Consider the following 25,021-nt stretch of genomic DNA (forward strand, 5'->3'; position numbering starts at 1 on the left):
CCACCCTTATCCGGTGGGTTTTTTTTGCCAGGAGCTGTGGGATAGGGCTGTAGGTATTTATTCCTGACCCAATTATTTAAGTGAATACTCTAAAAAAATCCCACACGTCATGAGATTGTTTCTACGCTTAGAGTACGCCTGATTTCTGGCCCAGGGAGCCAGTCGGTTTGTCTACCGAGGCATTGCGCTTCACGGCAGGCGGGTAATGGGCACACGGAGTTTTTGATCGATATCAGGAGAAACAGTCCATGGCCAAGTCCTATGGTGTAGCGGGTGTGGTGGCGTCTTTTCTGACCCGCAGGGTGTCCTTGCGTGCCCGAAGGTTGAGTTCCGATGAAGCTGAATTGCTCGCACAGTATCGCGCCCTGACCGAGAACGATCAGGTGGCGATGCGCTATTTGATTGGGGCGATGAAGAGTGTGTCGCGGTTCTGAGCGGGCTGTGACCCCATGTGGGGGCGGGCAAGCCCGCGCTCACATGGTCGGTCACGGTGTCAGGTGTATTTACGCTGCTCCGGTGCCGGCGGGAAGTACTGATACAACCAGGTTTCACTCAAGGTGCGGTCCTGCGTGCGGATAAACAGGCGCAGTTCCACTGGCTCCACGCTGTCGCTGGTCGGGTACCAGTCGAAGAGGATGCGATAGCCCTTGATGCTGTCGAGCACCAGCACGCTGAAGTCTTTCACCTCGCCGTGGGAACAGGTCACCACCGGCTCGATCCCGGTGCCGGCTGCCAGGCGATCCAGGCCGCCGCCCTTGAAGTCCACGGCAAACCGCCGCGCCCAGACTGGCGGGTAATGTTCGCCCGGTGCCCAGCCTTCGGTGAAGCCGCCCATGCCTGAACGCGTGGCGTCGACTTGCGCCAACGGCGTGCTCACCGGTGGCAGGGCGCTCCAGTACAACTTGTAGCCATAGTTGAGTGAATCACCGGCGGCCACCGGTTTTTTCGGGGTCCAGAAGGCCACGATATTGTCCAGGGTCTCGCCGGTGGTCGGGATCTCCAGCAGGTCGATCGAGCCTTCGCCCCACGCGGTGGTCGGTTCGACCCACAGGCTTGGGCGCTTGCTGTACCAGTCGACGGTGTCCTGGTAGCTGGCGAATTCATGGTCGGTCTGCACCAGGCCGAAGCCTTTCGGGTCGGTGTCGGCGAACGCATTGAATTGCAGCTTGGCCGGGTTGTTCAGCGGGCGGCAGATCCACTCGCCGTTGCCGCGCCACATTGCCAGGCGGTCCGAGTCGTGGATCTGCGGGTGGATGGTGTCGCACATGCGCCGCTCGTGGGTGCCGCAACTGAACATGCTGGTCATCGGCGCGATGCCCAGTTGTTCGATGGCGGTGCGCGCATTGATATGGGCGTCGATTGCCATGACCACCTGGTTGGCCTGGCAGTCGATATCGAAACGGTAGGCGCCGGTGGCGCTCGGCGAGTCGAGCAGGGCGTAGACCACAAAGCTCGTGGCATTTTTATCCGGGGTTTCGAACCAGAACTGCGTGAAGTCGGGGAATTCCTCGCGCTTTTTCGCGTAGGTATCGATCGCCAGGCCGCGTGCGGAAAGGCCATATTGCCCCGTGGAATCCACCGCGCGGAAGTAGCTGGCGCCGAGAAACGACAGCACGTCATGGCGATCCAGTTCCGGCGCCTTGAACAGCTTGAAGCCGGAGAAACCCAGGTCGCCGGTCAGTTGTTGGGTGTCGACCGTGGTTTTTTCATAGTTGAACAGCGAAGGGCGGAAATGCACTTCGCGGGCCTCGCGGGTCGTGGGGTCGACGGCGTGCATGCGAACGGGCGTCTTGAAGCCCATGCCGACGTGGAAAAACTGCACGTCCAACTGGCCGTTCACTTCCTTCCACAGCGAGTGTTTGCCGTCGTAGCCGATGGCGTTGAAATTTTGCGGGGTCATGGTCGCCAGGGTGGGCGGCAGCACCTGTTTGGTGTCTTTATACGCGGTCCCGGCGAGTTGCCTGGCCTGGGTCTTCAGCGTTTCGAAGTCGAACGCCACGGCCTTGCCGTCGGCGGCGCGGTTCCCGGCCCAGGCTTGCGCAGCCAACAGGCCGCTGGCCGATAAACCGGTGTAAGCCGCAATGGCCATGGACGCTTTAAGCAAATTCCTGCGGTGCATAGAGACAACCTGTCGTGAGCAAATCCCGCGCCGGCCCTGGCGCGTGCTGGATCAAAGATAACGGTTCGGACATGCCTTCGGCCAAACGCAACGGACATTAAACAGACGCCGCATAGCTTAAGCGGTTCGATGGCGTAGGAAAAATGATTGATGGCGGGATGATGGCTTGGCAAATGCGACAAGACATTTCCGGGCTTTGAGTGAGCACATTACCCAGGAATTATGAAGATCCAATGTAGGCGGGGGCTTGCTCGCGACAGGCGCCTGGACACCGCGTTTAATCGGATGCCCCGCATTATCGTTGGCGTTCTTCGCGAGCAAGCTTGCTCCTACAGTCAAGGTATCAGGGCGAGGTTCAGTGCTTGAACATCACATGGCGCACGGTGGTGTAGTCCTCCAGCCCGTACATGGACATGTCCTTGCCATACCCCGACAGTTTCTGACCGCCGTGAGGCATTTCGCTGACGAGCATGAAGTGAGTGTTCACCCAGGTGCAGCCATACTGCAAGCGCGCAGCCAAGCGATGGGCGCGTCCCACGTCGGCGGTCCATACGGATGACGCCAGACCGTAGTCCGAATCGTTGGCCCAGCCCAGCACCTGTGCCTCATCGGCGAACTTGGTCACCGACACCACCGGCCCGAACACCTCGCGGCGCACGATTTCGTCGTCCTGCTGCGCATCGGCCAAAACCGTCGGCTCAAAGAAGAAGCCGTTGCCTTCCACCGCCTTGCCGCCGGTGACCAGGCGGATATGCGGCTGCGCCACGGCACGTTCGACGAAACCGGCCACGCGGTCGCGGTGTTGCGCGGTGATCAGCGGGCCCAGCTCGGTGGTCGGGTCATCCTGCAAGCCGTACTTGATACTGGCGACTGCCGCGCCGAGCTTCTCGACGAACGCATCGTAGATTTCCGCTTGGGCATAGATACGGCACGCCGCGGTGCAATCCTGGCCGGCGTTGTAGAAACCGAAGGTGCGGATGCCTTCCACCGCCGCGTCGATGTCCGCGTCGTTGAAGATGATCACCGGCGCCTTGCCGCCCAGTTCCATGTGCATGCGCTTCACGCGGTCGGCGGTGTTGGAAATGATGTTGGCGCCCGTGGCGATGGAGCCGGTCAGCGACACCATGCGTACTTTCGGGTGGTTCACCAACGGGCTGCCCACGGTGGGCCCACGGCCGAAGACCAGGTTGAGCACGCCGGCCGGGAAGATCTCCGACGCCAGTTCGACCATGCGCAATGCGGTCAGCGGGGTTTGTTCCGACGGCTTGAGCACCACGGTATTTCCGGCGGCCAGGGCTGGGGCGATTTTCCAGGCGACCATCATCAGCGGGTAGTTCCACGGGGCGATGGATGCGATCACGCCCACCGGATCGCGGCGGATCATCGAGGTGTGGCCCGGCAGGTATTCACCGCCGGCCGAGCCGCTCATGCAGCGGCTGGCACCGGCAAAAAAGCGGAACACGTCGGCAATCGCCGGGATCTCGTCGTTCAGTGCGGCGCTGTAGGGTTTGCCGCAGTTGTCCGATTCCAGCTTGGCCAGTTCTTCGCCGTGGGCTTCGATCACGTCCGCCAGTTTCAGCAGCAACAGCGAGCGATCCTTGGGCGTGGTCTGTGACCAGCTTTCAAACGCTGCATCGGCGGCCCGCACGGCGGCGTCGACCTGGGCTTCGCTGGCTTCGTTGATTTCCACCAGCACACGGCCCAACGCCGGGTTGAATACGGCCTGCGCCGGGCCTTCGCCTTTGACCAGTTGGCCGTTGATCAAGAGTTTGGTTTGCATGGTTCACTCCTCCAAAAAACTGTTGTTATTGCCCTGAAGAAACCGGCTCTGAGTGTGGGGGGGCACTTCTCCAATACCCACATTATTTACCGCCACTGCCTGCCACGCTTTCACCGCCGCGGGTCAGGTAATAGGCACCCAGAATCGGGAACATCGTCACGATCATCACCAGCATCGCCACCACGTTGGTCACCGGCACATCCCGTGGGCGACTCAACTGGTTGAGCAGCCACAGCGGCAAGGTGCGCTCATGCCCGGCGGTGAAGGTGGTGACGATGATTTCGTCGAACGACAGCGCAAACGCCAGCATGCCGCCGGCCAGCAGCGCCGAGCCGAGGTTGGGCATGATGATGTAGCGGAAGGTCTGCCAGCCGTCGGCGCCCAGGTCCATCGAGGCTTCGATCAGGCTGTGGGAGGTGCGGCGCAAGCGGGCGATGACGTTGTTGTAGACGATCACCACGCAGAAGGTCGCGTGGCCGACGATGATGGTGAACATCCCCGGCTCGATGCCCAGCGTCTTGAACGTCGCCAGCAGGGCGATACCGGTGATGATCCCCGGCAGCGCGATCGGCAGGATCAGCATCAGCGACACGCCTTGCTTGCCGAAGAACTCGCGGCGATACAGCGCGGCTGAAGCGAGGGTACCGAGCACCATGGCGATCAGGGTGGCGATGGCCGCGATCTGCAGCGACAGCTTGATCGCTTCGAGCACGTCCGGGCGGGCGAACGCCACGCTGAACCACCTCAGGGTGAAGCCCTGGGGTGGAAAGCTGAACGCTGCCTCTTCGGTGTTGAAGGCGTACAGGAAGATGATCAGGATCGGGAAGTGCAGAAACACCAAGCCGCCCCAGGCCGCGATCTTCAGGCCGATGGATGATTTCTCAGAGTGCATCGAAGGCCCCCAGGCGTTTGACGATGGACAGGTAAACCGCGATCAGCACGATCGGCACCAGGGTGAACGCCGCGGCCATGGGCATGTTGCCGATGGCGCCTTGCTGGGCGTACACCATGCCGCCGACGAAGTAACCCGGCGGCCCGACCAGCTGCGGCACGATGAAGTCGCCCAGGGTCAGCGAAAACGTGAAGATCGAACCGGCGGCAATCCCCGGCACCGACAGCGGCAGGATCACCTGCATGAAGGTCTGGCGCGGCTTGGCGCCCAGGTCGGCCGAGGCTTGCAGCAACGACGGCGGCAAACGCTCCAGCGACGCCTGGATCGGCAGGATCATGAACGGCAGCCAGATGTAGACGAACACCATGAACCGCCCCAGGTGCGAGGTGCTCAAGGTGCTGCCGCCCACGCCGGGGATTCCCAGCACGAACTGCAACAGCGGCTCCAGGCCCAGGTGCTGCACAAACCATTGCGCTACGCCGCCCTTGGCCAGCAGCAGGGTCCAGGCATATGCCTTGACGATGTAGCTGGCCCACATCGGCATCATCACCGCGATATAGAAGAACGCCTTGGTCCTGCCCGTGGTGTAGCGCGCCATGTAATAGGCGATGGGGAAGGCGACGATGGCGCTGGCGAGCGACACCACAATCGCCATGCTCAGGGTGCGCAGGATGATGTCGAAGTTCGATGGCTGGAACAGCGCGGCGAAGTTGGCCAGGGTCAGGTCCGGCGTGACCGCCATGGTGAAGTCGTCGAACGTGTAGAAGCCTTGCCACAGCAAGGTCAGCAACGAGCCCAGGTAGATCGCGCCGAACCAGATCAGCGGCGGTATCAGCAGCATTGCCAGGTAGAGGTTGGGTCTGCGATACAGCAGGTTGGAAAACCTGCGCATCGGCGTTTGGGTCAGGCTCATGTCACACCTCGCCTGCGTGGTCGGTCAGGGTGGTCATGGCGGCCCGCGCCCAGCGTGCAGTGATGGGCTGGCCGACCTGATAGCCGTTGCTGATGTCCAGCCACTGGTTATTCGCCTGGCTGATGTTCAACGCCTGGCCGTTCGCCAGTTTCAGTTCGTAGCGGGTGGCGCTGCCCTGGTACTGGATGTCATGCAACAGGCCGCTGATTTCCACTTCGTCGGCCGCCAGCGGGCCTTCGGCAAAGCGCACGTGCTCCGGGCGGATCGAGAACGGCTGCGGGCTGCCGCTGAGGCGCTGGGCCAACTCGCCGCGAATCACATTGGAGGTGCCGACGAATTCGGCGACGAACGCGGTGGCCGGTTTCATATAGAGGTTGCGCGGGGTGTCGACCTGTTCGATGCGGCCCTTGTTGAACACGGCCACGCGGTCGGACATCGACAGCGCTTCGGTCTGGTCGTGGGTCACGAAGATAAACGTGATGCCCAACTGACGTTGTAGCTTTTTCAGCTCGCTTTGCATCTGTTCGCGCAGCTTGAGGTCGAGGGCGCCCAGCGGTTCATCCAGCAGCAACACGCGCGGGCGATTGACCAGCGCGCGGGCCAGGGCGACCCGTTGGCGCTGGCCGCCGGAGAGCTGCACCGGCTTGCGCTCGCCGTAGCCGCCGAGGGCGACCATGGTCAGGGCTTCTTCGGCGCGGTCGAGGCGCTCGGTCTTGCCCACGCCTTTGACTTTCAGGCCGTAGGCCACGTTGTCGCGCACATTCATGTGGGGGAACAGCGCGTAATCCTGGAATACCGTGTTGACGTCACGCTGATACGGCGGCAAGCCGGCGGCTTCCTCGCCATGAATCCGGATCGAGCCTGCGCTCGGTTGCTCGAACCCGGCGATCAGGCGCAGGCAGGTGGTCTTGCCCGAGCCGGAAGGGCCGAGCATGGAAAAGAACTCGCCGTCCTGGATATCGATGGAAACCCGGTCAACGGCTTTCACTTCGCCGAACTGACGGGAAACGTGGGTGAATTGGACTGCAAGCGTCATGGTGCGGTGCTCCCAAAAGGCGCGGGTCGTCGCAGCGGCCCGGCCTGGACTTCTGAAAAAACAGAACATCGGTGAATGTGCTCAATGTGGGAGGGAGCAAGCCCCCTCCCACAGGGGGGATTAGCGCCCGCCCATGATCGCAATGTAATCCTGGGTCCAGCGACTGTACGGCACGAACTTGCCGCCCTCAGCCTGCGGGGTTTTCCAGAAGGCGATCTTGTCGAACTGGTCGAAGCCGTTGGTCTTGCAGCCCTCGGCGCCGAGCAATTCGCTGCCGGTGCAGGCCGCCGGCACCGCCGGCAGGGAGCCGAACCAGGCGGCGACATCGCCCTGGACCTTCGGCTGCAGCGACCAGTCCATCCATTTGTAGGCGCAGTTCGGGTGCTTGGCCTCGCTGTGCAGCATGGTGGTGTCGGCCCAGCCGGTGGCGCCTTCCTTGGGAATGGTCGAGGCAATCGGCTGCTTCTCGTTGATCAGGCCGTTGACCTGATACGGCCAGGCGCTGGAGGCGACCACGCCTTCGTTCTTGAAGTCACTCATCTGTACGGTGGTGTCGTGCCAGTAGCGGTGGATCAACGGTTGCTGTGCGCGCAACAGGTCGAGCACGGCTTTGTACTGGGTTTCGGTCAGTTCGTAGGGGCTCTGGATGCCCAGCTCCGGCTTGGTCGACTTGAGGTACAGCGCCGCATCGGCGATGTAGATCGGGCCGTCGTAGGCTTGCACGCGGCCTTTGTTCGGCTTGCCGTCCGGCAGGTTCTGCGCCTCGAACAACACATTCCAGCTGGTGGGCGCGGTCTTGAACACGTTGGTGTTGTACATCAGCACGTTCGGCCCCCACTGGTACGGAGTACCGTAGGTTTGCTGGCCGACCACGTACCACGGCGCGTCTTTCAGGCGCGGGTCGATAGTCTTCCAGTTGGGAATCAACGCGGTATTGATCGGCTGCACCCGCTTGCCGACGATCAACCGCAGCGACGCATCGCCTGACGCGGTGACCAGGTCGTAACCGCCCTTGGCCATCAAGCTGACCATTTCGTCAGAGGTGGCGGCGGTTTTCACATTGACCTTGCAGCCGGTTTCCTTCTCGAAACCTGTGACCCAGTCGTAAGCCTTGTCGCTTTCGCCCCGTTCGATATAGCCGGGCCAGGCGACGATATCCAACTGGCCTTCGCCGGCGCCTACCGCTTTGAGCGGTTCGGCGGCCTGCAGGCTGGCGCTGGCCAGCAGCGCGGTGGTCAGGGCACTGAGCAGTGCGGTCTTATGCGCGGACATGGGGAATCCCTCTTCTTTAATTATGGTCGGGGCAGTTTTTTGCAGCCGGTGACGCTTGAGCTTAGTTGTTGTTTTAAAGGTGCTGGCCGTGGCGGGCCATGATGTGCCGCACCACGCTGTAGTCCTGTAGCGAATCGCTGGACAGATCTTTGCCATACCCGGAGCGCTTCAAGCCGCCGTGGGGCATTTCGCTGACCAGCATGAAATGACTGTTGATCCAGGTGCAGCCGTATTGCAGGCGCGCCGCGACCTGCATGGCCTTGTCCAGGTTCTGCGTCCACACCGACGAGGCCAGGCCGTATTCGGAGTCGTTGGCCCAGTCCACCGCTTGTTCCAGTTCGTCGAAGCGGGTCACGGTGACCACCGGGCCGAACACTTCGCGCTGGACGATTTCATCACTTTGTTTACAGCCGGCGAGCAACGTCGGCTGATAAAAGAAGCCCGCGCCGGAATGCACGGCGGCGCCGGTGACGCGTTCGATATGCGGCTGGCCGAGGGCGCGTTCGACAAAGCTGGCGACGCGGTCGCGCTGGCGCGTGCTGATCAGCGGGCCGAGTTCGTTGTCGGCATCGCGCTTGCCGGCAAAGCGCAGGCTGCTGACCGCCGCGCCCAGGTCGGCGACCAATTTGTCGTGAATCCCCGCCTGGGCGTAGATACGGCACGCGGCGGTGCAGTCCTGGCCGGCGTTGTAGTAACCGTAGGCGCGCACGCCTTCGACCACGGCTTGCAGGTCGGCGTCGTTGCACACGATCACTGGCGCCTTGCCGCCCAGTTCCAGGTGCGTGCGTTTAAGGGTTTTCGACGCGGCTTGCAGGATCTTTTGTCCGGTGACGATATCGCCGGTCAACGACACCATCCGCACCTTCGGGTGGCTGACCAGATGGCTGCCGACGCCTTCGCCGCCGCCGCACACAATGTTGATCACCCCGCGCGGCAACAACTGGTTGAGCGCTGGAGCGAGGGCGAGGATCGACAGCGGCGTGTGTTCCGACGGCTTGAACACCAGGGTATTACCGGCGGCCAGGGCGGGAGCGATCTTCCACGCGGCCATCATCAGCGGGTAATTCCACGGCGCAATCGAGGCCACCACGCCAATCGGGTCACGCCGCACCATGCTGGTGTAGCCCGGCAGGTATTCGCCGCTGAGCTGGCCGGTCTGGCAGCGCACGGCGCCGGCAAAGAAGCGGAACACATCGACGGTGGCGCTCAAGTCATCCTGGCGGGCCAGGTGCAACGGTTTGCCGCAGTTCAGGGATTCGAGGCGGGCCAGGTAGTCGGCTTGGTGCTCGATGGCATTGGCGATGCCCAGCAGAATGTTCGAACGTTGCTGCGGCGTGGTGCGGGACCAGCCGGCAAATGCGCGGTGGGCGGCAAGGATCGCGGTTTCGACCTGTTCGATGCTGGCTTCGGCGATCTGAGTCAGCACTTCGCCCGTGGCTGGGTTGAGAATCGGTTCGACAAAGCCCTGGCCCTGGACCAGTTCGCCGTCGATCAGCAACGCAGTGAGCAGCGGGGTGGGCGCAGCGGACATTTTTCGCGATCTCTTTTCTTGTGTGGCCATGGGCGTTCTCTTACAAGGCGCCCGACTTTCTCTTATGGATGCACAGAGACTAGAGGTCAGGCGCGAGGTCAACAAATACTAAATACTGAATGCAGCATTCGATTAAATAGATGGCTTGCGCGGGTGCGGCTGTTCCCGCGCCACGGTCAGGAACGGGTCGACCAGCGCCGGGCGCGCGGTGCCACGGCGCCAGGCGAGGCCGACGTCGAGGGTCTGGCTGAGGTCGGCGATGGGGCGCGCTTCGATAATGTCGCCCTCCAGGGACCAGGGGCGGTAGGTCATGTCCGGCTGGATCGACACGCCCAGGCCGGCGGCCACCAGGCTGCGCACGGCTTCGGTGGAGGCGGTGCGCAAAGTGACGTGTGGTTGCAGGCAGGCAGAGGCCCACATGCGTTGAGCGTTGTGGCCCATTTCGTCGACGTTCAGCTGAATCAACGGCTCACGCGCCACATCGGCCAGGTTGATGCTGTCGTGCTCCAGCAGCGGATGTTGCGCCGGCAGCCACAGGCGGTGGGGCGAGTGGGTGAGTACTTCGGTCTGCAGGGCGTGGCGGTCTTCGAGGTTGGAGAGGATCAACACGCCCACATCGATCTCGCCGCTGACCAGCAAATGCTCGATGTACGGGCGCTCATCCTCCATCACGCGGATTTCCACATTGGGGTAGGCGCGTTGGAAGCGGGTGAGCAGGTCGGCCAGGTAATAACCGGCCACCAGGCTGGTCACGCCGACGATCAATTGCCCGGCCACCTGGTCGGTGCTCTGCTGCAGGCTGCGCTTGGCGTTGTCGACAGTGGCCAGGATCAAGTGCGCCTGGCGCAGGAACTGATGGCCCTGGTGGGTCAGGGTCATGCCCTTGGCGTGGCGGTTGAACAGGTTGACGCCGATTTCCTGCTCCAGTTGCTGGATCGCCAGGGTCAGGGTCGACTGCGAAATAAACGCGGTTTGCGCAGCGGCGGAGATCGAACCGGTCTCGGCCACGGCGATGAAGTGGCGGATCTGACGCAAGGTCATCATGCTGGAATTACCAGTGGGGTGTTTTTATCGATTTGCTCGAGTGTATATCGATTTAACCGAAGGATAGCCGCGTTACATCTGGAAGCACTCTAGATCGGGGTTTTTTGGCGCTAAGTTTTACGCTGGGAGTCTATTGGTCTTATGAACCCTGGTGTCTGGAGGCTACGCATGAATACCCGTGGATTACTCGAACAACTGCTCAAGTCTGGTCAGGACATGTTGCAGAACAAGGCCGGCGGCCAGCGCAAATCCGACGACAAAGGCGCCCTCGGCGGCCTGCTCGGCAGTGGCGGGCTCGGCAGTTTGCTCGGCGGCGCTGGTGGCGGGGCCCTGGCCGCTGGGGCCATGGGCCTGCTGCTGGGCAATAAAAAAGCGCGCAAATTCGGCGGCAAGGCCCTGACCTATGGCGGGTTGGCGGCATTGGGCGTGATCGCCTACAAAGCCTATGGCAACTGGCAGGCGCAACAGGCCAGCGCGCCCCAAGGCGAGCCGCAGACCATCGACCGCCTGCCGCCAGCCCAGGTCGAGCAACACAGCCAGGGCATCCTCAAGGCATTGGTGGCGGCGGCCAAGGCCGACGGGCATGTGGATGAGCGCGAGCGCGCGCTGATCGAAGGTGAATTCAACAAGCTGGATAACGACCGTGAATTGCAAAGCTGGCTGCACGGCGAGCTGAACAAACCCCTCGACCCGGCCGACGTGGCGCGGGCCGCCGGCACCCCGGAAATGGCCGCCGAGATGTACATCGCCAGTGTGATGCTGGTGGATGAGGAGAACTTTATGGAGAAGGCGTACCTGGATGAGCTGGCGCGACAGCTCAAGTTGGAGCCCGGTTTGAAGGTTGAATTGGAGAAACAGGTGCGCCAGGCGACGCTTTAGGGATCGTTCCCATGGATGGGCGCGATCAGGAGTGACAGGTCTATCGGGGGCGGCTAAGGAGGGCCCCATGGCGCGGCCAGTTGCAGCGTCATGAGGTAACGCTCCTCTGTGGGACGTCTATCGTCCTTGAATCGCCCAACCACCAGCATCACTTGATACTTGTCGCTCGCTCGCCAATAGGATGTGCCGCCTCGGTTCACATTGCGCAGCCGGGCACGCCATTCCGGGGTATCGGCGAACGGAGGGTTGGACGCAACTCGAATGGGTTCCCAGCCTGCCTTGCGCCATTGCTCCTGCAAGTCCAGTACGACCTTGAGGGTGTCGTCGAGCAGTAGTGGCTCTACTTGGGGAGACAAGCTGAGATCTGCGACTCGCATATCCTTATATCTAATCATGAAGAAACGCGCAGGCGGGCTCATAAACCCATACTGAGGGTCTATGAAACGCAGGCGAGCATCAGATTTCGGTACTGTTCCCCAATAATTTCCCGAAACGGCTGGGCCAATGCTTGCGCTGGAACGCTGACGCATGTCTTCCCAGGGCTCGCCTAGCATCAGCGCAATTTCCGGATCTTCCGCGCCCAGGCGTAGCGCTATCCATACGAGTGATGCGGCAACGACCAGTCCCGGTCCGCCACGTCGCCAACCTATCTTCGCGAGCCGGCTCATTGAACACCCCGGTTTTCAGCGATATCGTCTAGCGCCTGTTCGATTCGATGCCGCTCAGTACTGCGCAGCAGTGTGTGAAACCGCGCTGCAGCCTTGAGCACGAATGCCATACGCTGATCGATATTGGCTAGATTGGCGAAGGGGTTGTTGTTGAAATCAATGGTCCGACCTTCATCAGCGGGACTGCATTGGTTTGCCAGTGTCAGTTCAATGGCCTGAGCGATCCCGGACGGTATGCCCGTGACGTATGAAAGATGGTTGCTACGTAGCAGGGTCACGAGTTTTGGATCGCCGTACATGGTCGGTTGAAGAATGTTTCGTTGTTCGTGGTCAGCCAGATGCTCAATACTTTTGGCAATGTCTCCATCGTCAATCGCCTTGAAGGCCTGCAATATTTCCGGGTAATCCCCCCCAAACCTTAGCTTTTCCTGCCCCACCGACCACAACACCCGATCCTGTCCATCCTCATAAATGTTCTGGCGCGACCGCAAGCAGGTCTCAAGCAAGCCCAACCCCCGGTCCTCACCTTCAAGGGCGATGGCTACTTTGGTGATGCGAAAGCCCCTCAAACCGCCGCCGACGGTCCCGCCAGCGGTGGTCTTGGCTCCTCGGGTAATGAAATAGCGGCGCATGCCAGCGATGTCCTTTTGTTCGCAGGGACTAGCACGCTAGGCTCGGCGAGAAAAGCCTGGTAGTCGGACGCTTCGCGGGTTTTTGTAGGTTGGTTCTGTGAAAAGGGTGCCTCAGGCCACCCTCTAGGCATGCCTGCGCACGATGAAGATCGTTCTCACGTTCTGTGGAAACGATTTAACAAATCTATTTATGGCAGCCCCCACGGCCTGGATAATTCCAGTGTAATGAGGTACCGCTCTTCTGTGGGATGCCGATAGTCCTTGAAGCGCCCAACTACCAACATGACTTGGTATTTGTTTTCTGCCCGCCAGTAAGACTTGCCACCCCGGTTCACATTTCGCAATCGAGCACGCCATTCAGGTGTGTCGGCGAATGGAGGGTTGGAGGCGACTCGTATGGGCAGCCAGCCGGCATTGCTCCATTGTTTTTGCAAATACAGCACGACGTTGAGGGTGTCATCGAGCAATAGCGGTTCGATTTGGGGGGACATGCGGATACTACCAACGCGCTCCTTGTCGAAACTTACCGCGAGGAAGCGGGCAGGCGGGGTAACGAATCCATATTGAGGGTCTATGAAGCGTAGACGGGCATCGGACTTTGGTAGCCTCCCCCATATTTCTCCGGGAATAGCAGGGGCGATTGCTGCACTGGAGCGCTGACGCATGTCTTCCCAAGGCTCCCCAAGCATCAGTGCGATTTCTGGCGTACTGGTGAAGAAACGTATCATTCCTACCAGTAGTACGGCAGCGAACAATACAAGTGCGGCATGTCGCCAGTTTACTTGTGAGAGCCGGTTCATCGCATGCCCCGACCTGCAGCGACATCATCCAGCGCTTGTTCGATTCGATGCCGCTCACCGCTATTTAACAGCTTGTCAAATTGCGCGGCGGCCTTGAGCACGAAGGTCATGCGTTGATCGATATCGGCCAAGTTGGCGATGGGGTTGTTGCTGAACTCAATGACCCTGCCGTCATCAACAGAGCGGCATTGGCTTGCCAGCGTTAGCTCAATGGCTTGCGCGACTCCGGACGGTATGCCCGTGACGTATGAAAGATGGTTGCTACGTAGCAGAGCCACTAATTTTTGGTCGGTATACATGGTTGGCTGAAGGATATTTTGCTGTTCATGCCAAGCCAGATACTTAACACTTTCGGCGATATTTCCTTCGTCAATGGCCTGAAAGGCTTGCAGAATGTAGTCGTGGTCAAGCCCAAACCTTAAATTTTCCTGCCCCACCGGCCACAACACCCGCTGCAGCCCATCCTCAAAAATGTTCTGGCGCGAGGACAGGCAGGTCTCAAGCAACCCCAACCCCCGCTCCTTATAAAACGCATGCAACGGAAACACATCCAAAAACAGCGTGGTATTGCCCATCGCCATCATCTCGTACACATGTTGATAAAGCTGTTGCACGCTCGATAACGGTTCACCCTCGCGCCGCCAATCAACATCAGGCACCGGGTTATTACGGCTGGCCTGTTCATACTCCCGCAGGCGCCGCTCGTACTCCCGCAGCTTTGCCTGCCGTTCACGCTCCTCGGCGCTGAACAACCCCCAAACCCCTTTCCGGGCACTCCTTCGCAATTGCTCCGCCGCTTCAAATTCCGCCTGAATTTTCTCGATGGATTCTGCCGCGTGCAGCAAACCGCACCCCACTTGCTTGGAGGCAAACGCCGCAAGGCCCGCCCACTGAAAACGGTTGTCGAGGCGCCAGAGCTGGGCATACGCCGAGTTGATGAGCCGGTTGCGCAACCTGGGGTCGGCGATCAGCTTGCCGCCGGGGGCGATCACGTCTTCTGCCTGCTTCTGGTAGAAGCGCCAATTGCGCTCGCAGGCTGACTCGAGTATTTCGCTGAAAGCGGAAGGTGTTGAGCTCGGGGTAGGATTTCTCGCGGGTGTTGGCGCTGGCGCTTCCGATGCGGTCGCGCTTCGGCGGTGTGCCGCGGAGTCTTCAGCAGTAAGGGTCTGAAACCGCTCGAACTGGTCGGCCAGCAGGCGAGGGGGCGGGTCGCATTTACAGCGGCAGAGATCGTCCGAGAGCGCCACCCGTCGCCCTCGTGCCCACTGCTCCAGGCGCGGGCCAACACAGACTATGACTCCGGTGGTTTTGCATACCGGGCAAAGCACCTCATGACCTTCAAGGGCGATGTCCACTTGGGTGATGCGAAAGCCCGTCAAACCGCCGACGACGGTCCCGCCAGCGGTGGTCTTGGCTCCTCGGGTAATGAAATAGCGGCGCATGCCAGCGATGTCCTTTTGTTCGCAGGGACCAGCACGCTAGGCTCGGCGAGAAAAGCCCGGTAGTCGGACGCTTCGTGGGTTTTTGTAGGTTGGTTCTGTAATTACCTTCAGGGATGTTTTTGCATTCTGTGGGCACCACGTCGAAACCCATTGATAAATGAAGGCTTGTGCTCAGCTATACTCCCCCCATTTGAATGGCTCTTCGAGGAAACACTGTGAAGAATTGGACCTTGCGCCAGCGGATTTTGGCGAGCTTTGCGGTCATTGTCGCGATCATGCTGCTGATGGTTGTGGTGTCCTACTCGCGGTTGCTGAAGATCGAAGCCAGCCAGGAATCGGTCCGGGACGATGCGGTACCGGGGGTTTACCTCAGTTCGATGATCCGCAGCGCATGGGTCGACAGCTATCTGCTGACCATCGATATCATCGGCCTGCGCGCAGATAAAACCCTCACCAGTGCCGATAAGACGGACTTCAAGTCTTTCGAAGCGCGTATTGAACAGCAGATGGCCAATTACGAAAAAACCGTCAACAGCCAGGCTGATCGCATGGAGTTCGATAACTTCAAGGCGGCGCATATCAACTACAACAAGGCCCTCGCCGAGGTGCTGGCACGCATTGAAGCCAATGATTTGCCGGGTGCGAGCGTGCTGGTCGAAGAGCAATTGACGCCGATCTGGACCGAAGGGCGCATGAAGCTCAACGACATCATCACCGAAAACAAGAGCGTGTCTGACCGCGCCACATCGGCCATCGACGAGTCGGTGATGTCGGCCAAGCTCAGCATGGCGGTTTCGCTGATCATCGCCATCTTCGCCGCTGGCCTGTGCGGTCTGCTGTTGATGCGCGCAATCATGGCGCCGATGCAGCGTATCGTCGAGATCCTCGACGTTATGCGTACCGGTGACCTGAGCAAGCGCTTGAACCTGGAGCGCAAGGACGAATTCGGCGCGGTCGAAACCGGCTTCAACGACATGATGACCGAACTGACCGCCCTGGTGTCCCAGGCCCAGCGTTCGTCGGTGCAGGTGACTACCTCGGTCACCGAGATTGCCGCCACCTCCAAGCAACAACAGGCCACGGCCACGGAAACCGCGGCAACTACCACCGAGATCGGCGCTACTTCGCGGGAGATCGCCGCCACTTCCAAGGACTTGGTCCGTACCATGACCGAAGTCTCCACCGCCGCCGACCAGGCCTCGGTCGCCGCCGGTTCCGGCCAGCAAGGCCTGGCGCGCATGGAAGAAACCATGCACTCGGTGATGGGCGCGGCTGAGCTGGTCAACGCCAAGCTGGCGATCCTTAACGAGAAGGCCGGCAACATCAACCAGGTGGTGGTGACCATCGTCAAAGTTGCCGACCAGACCAACCTGTTGTCCCTCAACGCCGCCATCGAGGCCGAGAAGGCCGGTGAGTACGGCCGCGGTTTTGCCGTGGTGGCCACTGAAGTGCGCCGCCTGGCCGACCAGACCGCCGTGGCCACCTACGACATCGAGCAGATGGTGCGCGAGATCCAGTCGGCGGTGTCCGCCGGGGTGATGGGCATGGACAAGTTCTCCGAAGAAGTGCGCCGGGGCATGTTCGAGGTGCAGCAAGTGGGCGAGCAACTGTCGCAGATCATCCACCAGGTCCAGGCCCTGGCGCCGCGGGTGTTGATGGTCAACGAAGGCATGCAGGCCCAGGCCACCGGGGCCGAGCAGATCAACCACGCGCTGGTGCAATTGGGCGATGCCAGCAGCCAGACCGTGGAGTCCCTGCGCCAGGCCAGCTTTGCCATTGATGAACTGAGCCAGGTTGCGGTCGGTCTGCGCAGCGGCGTGTCGCGTTTCAAAGTCTGATGAGCGACCTCGCGGCTAAACTCGGCGTCGTCCCGGCAGCGAAAAAGGCGTTGTTCCTGGTGTTCCACATCGGTCACGAACGGTATGCCCTCAAGGCCACCGAAGTGGCCGAAGTGCTGCCGCGCCTGCCGCTCAAACCCATCGCCCATGCACCGCTGTGGGTGGCGGGTATCTTTGCCCATCGTGGCGCGATGGTGCCGGTCATCGACCTCAGTGCCTTGACCTTCGGCGAGCCGGCCCAGGCGCGGACCAGCACGCGGCTGGTGCTGGTCAACTATAAACCTGAGCCCTGGCTCGAGGCGCGTTGGCTGGGACTGATTCTGGAGCAGGCCACCGAGACCCTGCGTTGCGACCCGGCGGAGTTCAAACCCTACGGCCTGGACAATCCCCTGGCGCCCTACCTGGGGCCGGTGCGCGAAGATGCCTTGGGCTTGATGCAATGGATCGGCGTCGCGGATATGCTCACCGATGACGTGCGCGCCTTGCTGTTTTCTGCCGAGCCGAGCCTATGAGCAACGACCCGCGCTTCTTTGCCTTCTTGAAGGAACGCATTGGCCTGGACGTGGCCTCGGTGGGCGAAGCCATCATCGAACGCGCCGTGCGCCAGCGCAGCCAGGCCGTCGCGGCCCACACGGCGGATGAGTACTGGCAGCACCTGCAGCACTCCCACGACGAACAGCAAGCGCTGATCGAAGCGGTGATCGTGCCCGAGACCTGGTTTTTCCGTTACCCCGAATCCTTTGCGACCCTGGCCCGTCTGGCCAAGGCGCGCCTGGCCGAGATCAACCAGTTGCGCGCGCTGCGCATCCTCAGCCTGCCCTGTTCCACCGGCGAAGAACCCTATTCGATCGCCATGGCCTTGCTCGATGCCGGCCTGGCGCCGCACCAGTTCAAGGTGCAGGGCATGGACGTCAGCCCGCTGTCGGTGGAGCGTGCCCAGCGCGGCGTGTATGGCCGCAACTCGTTTCGCGGCGGCGACCTTGAGTTTCGCGACCGCCACTTCACCGAGCAGGCCGATGGTTATCGCATCGACGACCGCGTGCGCGAACAGGTGCGCCTGCAAGTCGGCAACCTGCTCGACCCGGGGTTGCTCGCCAATGAGCCGAGCTACGACTTTGTGTTTTGCCGCAACCTGCTGATCTATTTCGACCAACCCACGCAAAAACAAGTGTTCGACGTGCTCAAGAACCTGACCCACGTGGACGGCGTGCTGTTTATCGGCCCGGCCGAAGGCAGCCTGTTGGGGCGTCATGGCATGCGTTCGATCGGCGTGCCGCAGTCGTTTGCATTCAGCCGGCACACCGAGCCGGTCAAGCCTGAGCCGATATTCGTGCCGATACCCGCGCCCGCGCCTCGGCGCAGCATCGCAGCGGTCCCGCCCAAGCCGCGACCGTTCAGTACGCTCAATGCCCAGGTGGTGCCGATCAAGGCGCCAGCGTCGGAGGCCGGCGACCTGCTCAGCCAGATCGCGACCCTGGCCAACGAAGGCAAAAGCGCCGAGGCCCGTGCCGCCTGCGAGCGTTATTTAAGTCAACACCCGCCGGCCGCCCAGGTGTTTTACTGGTTGGGGCTGCTCAGCGATGTGGCCGGCAACGCCCTGGACGCCCAGGGGTTTTATCGAAAAGCCTTGTACCTGGAACCGCAGCATCCGCAGGCCCTGATGCAGCTGGCCGCGTTGCTCGAAGCCCAGGGCGACATTGCGGCGGCGCGTCGGTTGCAGGCGCGGGCCGCGCGTAGCGAGCTGACAGTGAGCAAAAACCATGAGTAGCCCCAACGCGCTCGACACTGCGGGCCTGGCCCTGACGATGGACGACACCCAGGCCATCGACGATTGCTGGAACCGGATCGGCATTCACGGCGACAAGTCCTGCCCGTTGCTGGCGGACCATATCCATTGCCGCAACTGCTCGGTGTACTCCGCCGCCGCTACCCGCTTGCTGGATCGCTATGCGTTGCAGCAGGACGATCATCGTCCGGTCGCCGATACCCAGGCGAACGAAGACATCGTCACCCGTTCCCTGCTGATATTCCGCCTCGGCGAAGAATGGCTGGGGATCGCCACCCGATGCCTGGTGGAAGTGGCAACCCTGCACCCGATCCATTCCCTGCCGCACCAACGTTCCCGCGCGTTGCTTGGCGTGGCGAACGTGCGCGGCGCGCTGGTGGCGTGCCTGTCGCTGGTCGAGCTGTTGGGCCTGGACGCCATCAACCACGGCACGCCGGGCGGGCGCATCATGCCGCGCATGTTGATCATCGCCGCGCAGGATGGCCCGGTGGTGGTGCCGGTGGATGAAGTCGACGGTATCCATGCCATCGATGAGCGTACTTTGACGGCGGCATCAGCCTCCGGCACCCAGGCCAGCGGCCGCTTCACTCAGGGCGTGTTGCAGTGGAAGGGCCGTAGCCTGCGTTGGCTGGACGAGGCTCAGTTGCTGTCTGCCGTGACCCGGAGCCTCACATGACCCCCGACCAGATGCGCGATGCTTCGCTGCTGGAATTGTTCAGTCTGGAAGCCGATGCCCAGACCCAGATACTGAGCGCGGGCCTGCTGGCCCTGGAGCGCAACCCGACCCAGGCCGACCAGCTCGAAGCCTGCATGCGCGCCGCGCACTCGCTCAAAGGCGCGGCGCGGATTGTCGGGGTGGACGCCGGGGTCAGCGTGTCCCATGTCATGGAGGATTGCCTGGTCAGCGCCCAGGAAAGTCGCCTGTATCTGCAGCCGGAACACATCGACGCGCTGTTGCAAGGCACCGACCTGCTGATGCGTATCGCCACGCCGGGCAACACCGTGGGGCCGGCGGATGTCGAGGCATATGTGGCCTTGATGGAGCGCCTGCTCGACCCGTCGCCGCCCACCGCCAAGGTGGCGCCGCCGCCCGCGCCTGCCCCAGCGCCCGCCCCGCTGATTGAAGCGCTGCCCGCCGAACCCGAGCCTGCGCTGTCCCTCGGCAGCGAACCGCTGCGTCAGAACAAGCGCATGACCGAAGGCGGCGAGCGCGTACTGCGTGTGACCGCCGAGCGTTTGAACAGCCTGCTGGACCTGTCGAGCAAATCCCTGGTCGAAACCCAGCGACTCAAGCCATACCTGGCCAGCCTGCAACGCCTCAAGCGTGTGCAGGGTAACGGTGTGCGTGCGCTGGACCACCTCGATGGTCACCTCAAGACCCTCGACTTGAGCCTGGAAGCCCAGGAGTCCCTGGCCGATGCCCGCCGCTTGCTGAGCGAAGCCCAAGCCCTGCTGGCGGAAAAAACCGCTGAGCTCGATGAGTTCGGCTGGCAGGCCGGGCAACGCGCCCAGGTGCTTTACGACACCGCGCTGGCCTGCCGCATGCGCCCGTTTGCCGATGTGCTCGCCGGCCAGGTCCGCATGGTGCGCGACCTCGGCCGCAGCCTGGGCAAGCAGGTGCGCCTGGAGATCGAGGGCGAAAAGACCCAGGTCGACCGCGATGTGCTGGAGAAGCTCGAAGCGCCGCTCACCCACTTATTGCGCAATGCCGTCGACCACGGCATCGAAACGCCGGAACAACGCCTGCTGGCGGGCAAGCCGGCCGAAGGCTTGATCCGCTTGCGGGCCTCCCACCAGGCCGGTTTGCTGGTGCTGGAACTGAGCGACGACGGAAATGGCGTCGACCTCGAACGCCTGCGTGGCACGATCGTTGATCGGCATCTGTCGACGGTGGAAACCGCCTTGAACCTCAGCGAGGAGGAGTTGCTGACGTTCCTGTTCCTGCCGGGCTTCAGCCTGCGCGACAAGGTCACCGAAGTCTCCGGGCGCGGCGTCGGCCTGGATGCGGTGCAGCATATGGTCCGCCAACTGCGCGGCGCGGTGGTGCTGGAGCAAGCGGCGGGGCAGGGCAGCCGTTTCCATCTGGAAGTGCCGTTGACCCTGTCGGTGGTGCGCAGCCTGGTGGTGGAAGTCGGCGAAGAAGCCTATGCCTTCCCGCTGGCGCATATCGAGCGCATGTGCGACCTGGCGCCCGACGACATTGTGCAGCTCGAAGGCCGCCAGCATTTCTGGCACGAAGGCCGGCATGTCGGCCTGGTCGCCGCCAGCCAGCTGTTGCAGCGCCCGCCGGGGCAAGGTAATGACGAGACGTTGAAGGTGGTGGTGATCCGCGAGCGCGATGCGGTGTATGGCATTGCCGTGGAGCGTTTTATCGGCGAACGCACGTTGGTGGTGCTGCCGCTGGATGATCGGTTGGGCAAGGTCCAGGATATTTCCGCCGGGGCGTTGCTGGACGATGGCTCGGTGGTGTTGATCGTCGACGTCGAAGATATGCTGCGCTCGGTGGACAAGCTGCTCAATACCGGCCGCCTGGAGCGTATCGCCCGGCGCAGCCAGCAGGCCGCCGAAGCCCCGCGCAAACGCGTGCTGGTGGTGGACGATTCGCTCACCGTGCGTGAATTGCAGCGTAAATTGCTGCTTAACCGCGGTTATGAAGTGGCCGTCGCCGTCGATGGCATGGACGGCTGGAACGCCTTGCGTTCCGAGGACTTCGACCTGCTCATCACTGACATTGATATGCCTCGTATGGACGGGATCGAATTGGTCACACTCTTGCGCCGGGATGCTCGCCTGCAATCGTTGCCGGTGATGGTGGTGTCTTACAAGGACCGCGAAGAAGACCGACGCCGTGGACTCGACGCCGGCGCCGATTACTATCTGGCCAAAGCCAGTTTCCACGATGACGCCCTCCTTGATGCCGTAGTGGAACTGATCGGAGGCGCGCGGGCATGAGGATTGCAATCGTCAATGACATGCCCATGGCCGTGGAGGCGTTACGCCGCGCCGTGAGCTTCGAGCCCGCGCACCAGGTGGTGTGGGTAGCCAGTAATGGCCTGGAAGCGGTGCAGCGTTGCGCCGAATTGACCCCGGACCTGATCCTGATGGACCTGATTATGCCGGTGATGGACGGCGTGGAAGCCACCCGGCGGATCATGGCCGAGAGCCCGTGCGCGATTGTGATCGTCACCGTCGACCGCCAGGCCAATGTCAGCCGGGTGTTCGAAGCCATGGGCCATGGCGCCCTGGATGTGGTGGATACACCGGCCCTGGGCGTCGGCAATCCCAAGGACGCCGCCGCGCCGTTGTTGCGCAAGATCCTCAATATAGGTTGGCTGATCGGCCAGCGCGGCAGCCGTGTGCGCGCCGAAACCGCGCCGCCGCGCAGCACCGGCAAACGCCAGAGCCTGGTGGCGATCGGTTCTTCGGCCGGCGGCCCGGCGGCCCTGGAAGTCCTGCTCAAGGGCCTGCCCCGGGACTTTCCCGCCGCCATCGTGCTGGTGCAGCATGTGGACCAGGTGTTCGCCGCCGGCATGGCCGAGTGGCTGAGCAGCGCCTCCGGCCTGCCGGTGCGCCTGGCCCGCGAGGGGGAGCCGCCACAAAGCGGGGTCGTGCTGCTGGCCGGCACCAATCACCACATTCGTCTGTTGAAAAATGGCACGCTAGCCTATACAGCCGAGCCGGTGAACGAGATTTACCGGCCGTCCATCGATGTGTTTTTCGAAAGTGTGGCCAGCCACTGGAATGGTGATGCCGTCGGCGTGCTGCTGACCGGCATGGGTCGCGACGGAGCCCAGGGGCTCAAATTAATGCGGGAACAAGGATATCTGACCATCGCCCAGGACCAGCAGAGTTCGGCGGTGTATGGCATGCCCAAAGCGGCGGCGGCGATTGACGCTGCTGTTGAAATTCGCCCACTGGACAGAATTGCGCCCCGACTGCTGGAGGTATTTGCAAAATGATCAATATCCCCGGCGGTGCTGGTTTGCGGGCAGTAATTCAGGTGATTGCAGATGAATGATTTACAGATCGACGGCATCAAGACCGACGAAAATGCCGCCATGGTGTTGCTGGTCGACGACCAGGCCATGATCGGCGAAGCCGTGCGGCGTGGCCTGGCCCATGAAGAAAACATCGACTTCCACTTTTGCGCCGACCCGCACCAGGCCATCGCCCAGGCGATCCGCATCAAACCCACGGTGATTCTGCAGGACCTGGTGATGCCCGGCCTGGATGGCCTGACGCTGGTGCGCGAATACCGCAACCACCCGGCCACGCAGAACATCCCGATCATTGTGCTCTCCACCAAGGAAGACCCTCTGATCAAAAGCGCGGCGTTCTCGGCCGGCGCCAATGATTATCTGGTCAAGCTGCCGGACAACATCGAGCTGGTGGCGCGTATCCGCTATCACTCGCGCTCCTACATGACCCTGTTGCAGCGTGATGCGGCCTATCGCGCGCTGCGCGTCAGCCAGCAGCAACTGTTGGACACCAACCTGGTACTGCAACGGCTGATGAACTCCGACGGCCTCACCGGGCTGTCCAACCGCCGGCATTTCGACGAATACCTGGAACTGGAATGGCGCCGCGCCATGCGGGACCAGACCCAATTGTCGCTGCTGATGATCGACGTGGACTTCTTCAAGACCTACAACGACAGCTTCGGCCACGTTGAAGGCGACGAAGCCCTGCGCAAGGTTGCCGCCAGCATCCGTGAAGCCAGCAGCCGGCCTTCGGACCTGCCGGCGCGCTACGGCGGCGAAGAGTTCGCCCTGGTGCTGCCGAGCACTTCGCCGGGTGGCGCACGGCTGGTCGCCGAAAAACTGCGCATGGCCGTCGCCGCCCTGAAAATCCCGCACATCGCCCCGGCCGAGGGTGCGAGCCTGACCATCAGCATCGGCCTGTCGACCATGACGCCGGTGCAAGGCACCGATTGCCGCCAGTTGATCATGGCGGCGGACAAGGGGCTGTATACGGCCAAGAACAACGGGCGCAATCAAGTCGGTATCGAGTAATCCGAGGCCAGTGCCGGTCCAAATGTGCGAGGGGCGGCGCGACGACTCGGCTTGCCCCTCGATGGCGGTGTGACAGTCACCGGGTGTAGGGCTGACACACCGCCATCGGGGGCAAGCCCCCTCTCACAGTGGATATTCACTGTTCTTGAACCTGCCTTTTCGCCAAGCGGACTGCCGTTTGCGCACGTTTGTCGTTATACTCGTCGGCTTTCAAAAGTTCGCCAACGAGTGCTGCCCGCCATGGAAATCAACCCGATCCTTAACACCATCAAGGACCTGTCCGAGCGCTCCGAAACTATTCGGGGGTATCTTTGACTACGATCAAAAGCATGAGCGTCTGACCGAAGTCAATCGCGAGCTTGAAGATCCGAGTGTCTGGAACAAACCCGAATACGCCCAGGAACTGGGCCGCGAGCGCGCAGCGCTGGCGCAGATCGTCGACACTCTCGACGAACTGAACACCGGTCTGGCCGATTGCCGCGACCTGCTGGACATGGCTGTCGAAGAAAACGACGAAGGCGCGGTAGGCGATGTCGTCGCCGAGCTGGCCCGTCTCGAGGAAAACCTCGCCAAGCTTGAATTCCGCCGCATGTTCAGCCACGAAATGGACCCGAACAACGCCTACCTGGACATCCAGGCCGGTTCCGGCGGCACCGAAGCCCAGGACTGGGCCAACATCCTGCTGCGCATGTACCTGCGCTGGGCCGACAAACGCGGTTTCGACGCGACCATCATGGAGCTGTCGGCCGGTGAAGTCGCCGGCATCAAAGGCGCCACCGTTCACATCAAGGGTGAATACGCCTTCGGCTGGCTGCGTACCGAGATCGGCGTGCATCGCCTGGTGCGCAAGAGCCCGTTCGACTCCGGCAATCGCCGCCACACCTCGTTCTGCGCGGTGTTCGTCTCGCCCGAGATCGACGACAAGGTGGAAATCGAGATCAACCCGGCCGACCTGCGGATCGACACCTATCGCTCCTCCGGTGCCGGTGGCCAGCACGTAAACACCACCGACTCGGCGGTACGTATCACCCACGTGCCGACCAACACCGTGGTCAGTTGCCAGAACGAACGTTCCCAGCACGCGAACAAGGACACCGCCATGAAAATGCTGCGGGCCAAGTTGTACGAGCAGGAAATGCAGAAGCGCAACGCCGCTTCCCAGGCGCTGGAAGACACCAAGTCGGATATCGGCTGGGGTCACCAGATCCGTTCCTATGTTCTGGACGCGTCGCGGATCAAGGATCTGCGCACTAACATCGAACGCAGCGACTGCGACAAGGTGCTCGACGGCGACATCGACGAATACCTGGAAGCCAGCCTGAAATCGGGGCTGTAAACCGCCAGCCCGACCTCAAGTCCCCCGTCAGTGGCGGGGGC

At 61.9% G+C, this 25,021-nt stretch carries 22 protein-coding genes; 10 read left to right on the top strand and 12 right to left on the bottom strand.

From position 1 onward, the window contains the following. The first annotated feature begins 248 nt into the window (after positions 1 to 248). A complete protein-coding gene (locus tag JN756_RS06800) occupies positions 249 to 434 on the top strand; it encodes a hypothetical protein (protein ID WP_017844677.1) in 186 nt (61 codons plus the stop codon). Between the two features lie 59 nt (positions 435 to 493). Here the strand turns inward: JN756_RS06800 and JN756_RS06805 are convergent, their stop codons facing one another. The 8 genes from JN756_RS06805 to JN756_RS06840 form a co-directional block, all read right to left on the bottom strand. Continuing rightward, a complete protein-coding gene (locus JN756_RS06805; protein WP_201021949.1) occupies positions 494 to 2,119 on the bottom strand; it encodes a glucan biosynthesis protein D in 1,626 nt (541 codons plus the stop codon). Positions 2,120 to 2,474: 355 nt separating this feature from the next. Then, positions 2,475 to 3,899 (bottom strand): gamma-aminobutyraldehyde dehydrogenase, encoded by a 1,425-nt coding sequence (locus JN756_RS06810; RefSeq protein WP_017844679.1) that lies wholly within the window; start codon positions 3,897 to 3,899, stop codon positions 2,475 to 2,477. Between the two features lie 82 nt (positions 3,900 to 3,981). Then, positions 3,982 to 4,791, bottom strand: coding sequence for an ABC transporter permease (locus tag JN756_RS06815; protein WP_010563467.1), 810 nt, complete (start codon positions 4,789 to 4,791; stop codon positions 3,982 to 3,984). Continuing rightward, positions 4,781 to 5,704 carry an ABC transporter permease gene (locus tag JN756_RS06820; protein ID WP_169864426.1) on the bottom strand — a complete coding sequence of 308 codons (924 nt, stop codon included), beginning with the start codon at positions 5,702 to 5,704 and terminating at the stop codon, positions 4,781 to 4,783. The genes JN756_RS06815 and JN756_RS06820 overlap by 11 nt, the downstream gene beginning before the upstream one ends. Position 5,705: 1 nt before the next feature. After that, on the bottom strand, positions 5,706 to 6,740 hold the full coding sequence (locus tag JN756_RS06825) for an ABC transporter ATP-binding protein (RefSeq protein ID WP_057005799.1): 1,035 nt from the start codon (positions 6,738 to 6,740) through the stop codon (positions 5,706 to 5,708). 120 nt (positions 6,741 to 6,860) lie between these two features. Further along, positions 6,861 to 8,012 carry a putative ABC transporter substrate-binding protein YdcS gene (ydcS, locus tag JN756_RS06830; protein WP_017844682.1) on the bottom strand — a complete coding sequence of 384 codons (1,152 nt, stop codon included), beginning with the start codon at positions 8,010 to 8,012 and terminating at the stop codon, positions 6,861 to 6,863. 73 nt (positions 8,013 to 8,085) lie between these two features. Continuing rightward, a complete protein-coding gene (locus JN756_RS06835; RefSeq protein WP_057005798.1) occupies positions 8,086 to 9,543 on the bottom strand; it encodes a gamma-aminobutyraldehyde dehydrogenase in 1,458 nt (485 codons plus the stop codon). Between the two features lie 132 nt (positions 9,544 to 9,675). Then, positions 9,676 to 10,587: a LysR family transcriptional regulator gene (locus tag JN756_RS06840; protein WP_017844684.1), complete on the bottom strand. Its 912-nt coding sequence runs from the start codon at positions 10,585 to 10,587 to the stop codon at positions 9,676 to 9,678. A 168-nt stretch (positions 10,588 to 10,755) separates the two neighbouring features. On the opposite strand from JN756_RS06840, the gene JN756_RS06845 reads away from it, so the two are divergent. After that, positions 10,756 to 11,466: a tellurite resistance TerB family protein gene (locus tag JN756_RS06845; RefSeq protein ID WP_017844685.1), complete on the top strand. Its 711-nt coding sequence runs from the start codon at positions 10,756 to 10,758 to the stop codon at positions 11,464 to 11,466. Positions 11,467 to 11,519: 53 nt separating this feature from the next. Here the strand turns inward: JN756_RS06845 and JN756_RS06850 are convergent, their stop codons facing one another. The 4 genes from JN756_RS06850 to JN756_RS06865 all read right to left on the bottom strand — a co-directional run bounded on the left by JN756_RS06850 (position 11,520) and on the right by JN756_RS06865 (position 15,008). Continuing rightward, entirely contained in the window at positions 11,520 to 12,134 is a 615-nt protein-coding gene (locus JN756_RS06850; RefSeq protein WP_057005797.1) for a hypothetical protein, read from the bottom strand. Further along, positions 12,131 to 12,766, bottom strand: coding sequence for a DUF2515 family protein (locus tag JN756_RS06855; protein ID WP_232566332.1), 636 nt, complete (start codon positions 12,764 to 12,766; stop codon positions 12,131 to 12,133). Before JN756_RS06855 ends, JN756_RS06850 begins: the two co-directional genes overlap by 4 nt. 188 nt (positions 12,767 to 12,954) lie before the next feature. Then, on the bottom strand, positions 12,955 to 13,566 hold the full coding sequence (locus JN756_RS06860; RefSeq protein WP_057005795.1) for a hypothetical protein: 612 nt from the start codon (positions 13,564 to 13,566) through the stop codon (positions 12,955 to 12,957). Further along, positions 13,563 to 15,008 carry a PAAR domain-containing protein gene (locus JN756_RS06865; RefSeq protein WP_250690871.1) on the bottom strand — a complete coding sequence of 482 codons (1,446 nt, stop codon included), beginning with the start codon at positions 15,006 to 15,008 and terminating at the stop codon, positions 13,563 to 13,565. The genes JN756_RS06860 and JN756_RS06865 overlap by 4 nt, the downstream gene beginning before the upstream one ends. Positions 15,009 to 15,223: 215 nt before the next feature. Here JN756_RS06865 and JN756_RS06870 point away from each other — a divergent pair, with 215 nt between their 5' ends. From JN756_RS06870 to prfB, 8 genes are all read left to right on the top strand, one after another. After that, positions 15,224 to 16,846, top strand: coding sequence for a methyl-accepting chemotaxis protein (locus JN756_RS06870; RefSeq protein ID WP_046384494.1), 1,623 nt, complete (start codon positions 15,224 to 15,226; stop codon positions 16,844 to 16,846). Further along, the gene (locus JN756_RS06875; protein ID WP_046384493.1) at positions 16,846 to 17,358 is read left to right on the top strand and encodes a chemotaxis protein CheW; all 513 of its coding nucleotides are present in this window, start codon (positions 16,846 to 16,848) and stop codon (positions 17,356 to 17,358) included. Before JN756_RS06870 ends, JN756_RS06875 begins: the two co-directional genes overlap by 1 nt. Further along, positions 17,355 to 18,614 carry a CheR family methyltransferase gene (locus JN756_RS06880; RefSeq protein ID WP_057004708.1) on the top strand — a complete coding sequence of 420 codons (1,260 nt, stop codon included), beginning with the start codon at positions 17,355 to 17,357 and terminating at the stop codon, positions 18,612 to 18,614. The genes JN756_RS06875 and JN756_RS06880 overlap by 4 nt, the downstream gene beginning before the upstream one ends. Then, complete coding sequence (locus tag JN756_RS06885; protein WP_046384491.1) at positions 18,607 to 19,308, top strand: chemotaxis protein CheW; 702 nt, start codon at positions 18,607 to 18,609, stop codon at positions 19,306 to 19,308. Before JN756_RS06880 ends, JN756_RS06885 begins: the two co-directional genes overlap by 8 nt. Further along, the gene (locus tag JN756_RS06890; protein WP_201021951.1) at positions 19,305 to 21,584 is read left to right on the top strand and encodes a hybrid sensor histidine kinase/response regulator; all 2,280 of its coding nucleotides are present in this window, start codon (positions 19,305 to 19,307) and stop codon (positions 21,582 to 21,584) included. Before JN756_RS06885 ends, JN756_RS06890 begins: the two co-directional genes overlap by 4 nt. Then, a complete protein-coding gene (locus JN756_RS06895) occupies positions 21,581 to 22,591 on the top strand; it encodes a chemotaxis response regulator protein-glutamate methylesterase (protein WP_046384489.1) in 1,011 nt (336 codons plus the stop codon). The genes JN756_RS06890 and JN756_RS06895 overlap by 4 nt, the downstream gene beginning before the upstream one ends. Before the next feature lie 51 nt (positions 22,592 to 22,642). Next, positions 22,643 to 23,644, top strand: coding sequence for a response regulator (locus JN756_RS06900; RefSeq protein WP_046384488.1), 1,002 nt, complete (start codon positions 22,643 to 22,645; stop codon positions 23,642 to 23,644). 240 nt (positions 23,645 to 23,884) lie between these two features. Beyond that, a protein-coding gene (gene prfB / locus JN756_RS06905) for a peptide chain release factor 2 (RefSeq protein WP_098100956.1) occupies positions 23,885 to 24,980 on the top strand; the annotation gives its coding sequence in 2 pieces (ribosomal slippage) (positions 23,885 to 23,956 and positions 23,958 to 24,980; 1,095 coding nt in all). Positions 24,981 to 25,021: the final 41 nt, after the last annotated feature.

It is taken from the genome of Pseudomonas sp. Y39-6 (assembly GCF_023651955.1).
In the GTDB taxonomy this organism is placed as follows: domain Bacteria; phylum Pseudomonadota; class Gammaproteobacteria; order Pseudomonadales; family Pseudomonadaceae; genus Aquipseudomonas; species Aquipseudomonas veronii.

What these genes read in the sequence shown, in the direction of transcription:
- JN756_RS06800 (WP_017844677.1), top strand. Translation starts at nt 249, where the DNA reads ATGGCCAAGTCCTATGGTGTAGCGGGTGTGGTGGCGTCTTTTCTGACC.
- JN756_RS06805 (WP_201021949.1), bottom strand. Translation starts at nt 2,119, where the DNA reads ATGCACCGCAGGAATTTGCTTAAAGCGTCCATGGCCATTGCGGCTTAC.
- JN756_RS06810 (WP_017844679.1), bottom strand. Translation starts at nt 3,899, where the DNA reads ATGCAAACCAAACTCTTGATCAACGGCCAACTGGTCAAAGGCGAAGGC.
- JN756_RS06815 (WP_010563467.1), bottom strand. Translation starts at nt 4,791, where the DNA reads ATGCACTCTGAGAAATCATCCATCGGCCTGAAGATCGCGGCCTGGGGC.
- JN756_RS06820 (WP_169864426.1), bottom strand. Translation starts at nt 5,704, where the DNA reads ATGAGCCTGACCCAAACGCCGATGCGCAGGTTTTCCAACCTGCTGTAT.
- JN756_RS06825 (WP_057005799.1), bottom strand. Translation starts at nt 6,740, where the DNA reads ATGACGCTTGCAGTCCAATTCACCCACGTTTCCCGTCAGTTCGGCGAA.
- ydcS (WP_017844682.1), bottom strand. Translation starts at nt 8,012, where the DNA reads ATGTCCGCGCATAAGACCGCACTGCTCAGTGCCCTGACCACCGCGCTG.
- JN756_RS06835 (WP_057005798.1), bottom strand. Translation starts at nt 9,543, where the DNA reads ATGTCCGCTGCGCCCACCCCGCTGCTCACTGCGTTGCTGATCGACGGC.
- JN756_RS06840 (WP_017844684.1), bottom strand. Translation starts at nt 10,587, where the DNA reads ATGATGACCTTGCGTCAGATCCGCCACTTCATCGCCGTGGCCGAGACC.
- JN756_RS06845 (WP_017844685.1), top strand. Translation starts at nt 10,756, where the DNA reads ATGAATACCCGTGGATTACTCGAACAACTGCTCAAGTCTGGTCAGGAC.
- JN756_RS06850 (WP_057005797.1), bottom strand. Translation starts at nt 12,134, where the DNA reads ATGAGCCGGCTCGCGAAGATAGGTTGGCGACGTGGCGGACCGGGACTG.
- JN756_RS06855 (WP_232566332.1), bottom strand. Translation starts at nt 12,766, where the DNA reads ATGCGCCGCTATTTCATTACCCGAGGAGCCAAGACCACCGCTGGCGGG.
- JN756_RS06860 (WP_057005795.1), bottom strand. Translation starts at nt 13,566, where the DNA reads ATGAACCGGCTCTCACAAGTAAACTGGCGACATGCCGCACTTGTATTG.
- JN756_RS06865 (WP_250690871.1), bottom strand. Translation starts at nt 15,008, where the DNA reads ATGCGCCGCTATTTCATTACCCGAGGAGCCAAGACCACCGCTGGCGGG.
- JN756_RS06875 (WP_046384493.1), top strand. Translation starts at nt 16,846, where the DNA reads ATGAGCGACCTCGCGGCTAAACTCGGCGTCGTCCCGGCAGCGAAAAAG.
- JN756_RS06880 (WP_057004708.1), top strand. Translation starts at nt 17,355, where the DNA reads ATGAGCAACGACCCGCGCTTCTTTGCCTTCTTGAAGGAACGCATTGGC.
- JN756_RS06885 (WP_046384491.1), top strand. Translation starts at nt 18,607, where the DNA reads ATGAGTAGCCCCAACGCGCTCGACACTGCGGGCCTGGCCCTGACGATG.
- JN756_RS06890 (WP_201021951.1), top strand. Translation starts at nt 19,305, where the DNA reads ATGACCCCCGACCAGATGCGCGATGCTTCGCTGCTGGAATTGTTCAGT.
- JN756_RS06895 (WP_046384489.1), top strand. Translation starts at nt 21,581, where the DNA reads ATGAGGATTGCAATCGTCAATGACATGCCCATGGCCGTGGAGGCGTTA.
- JN756_RS06900 (WP_046384488.1), top strand. Translation starts at nt 22,643, where the DNA reads ATGAATGATTTACAGATCGACGGCATCAAGACCGACGAAAATGCCGCC.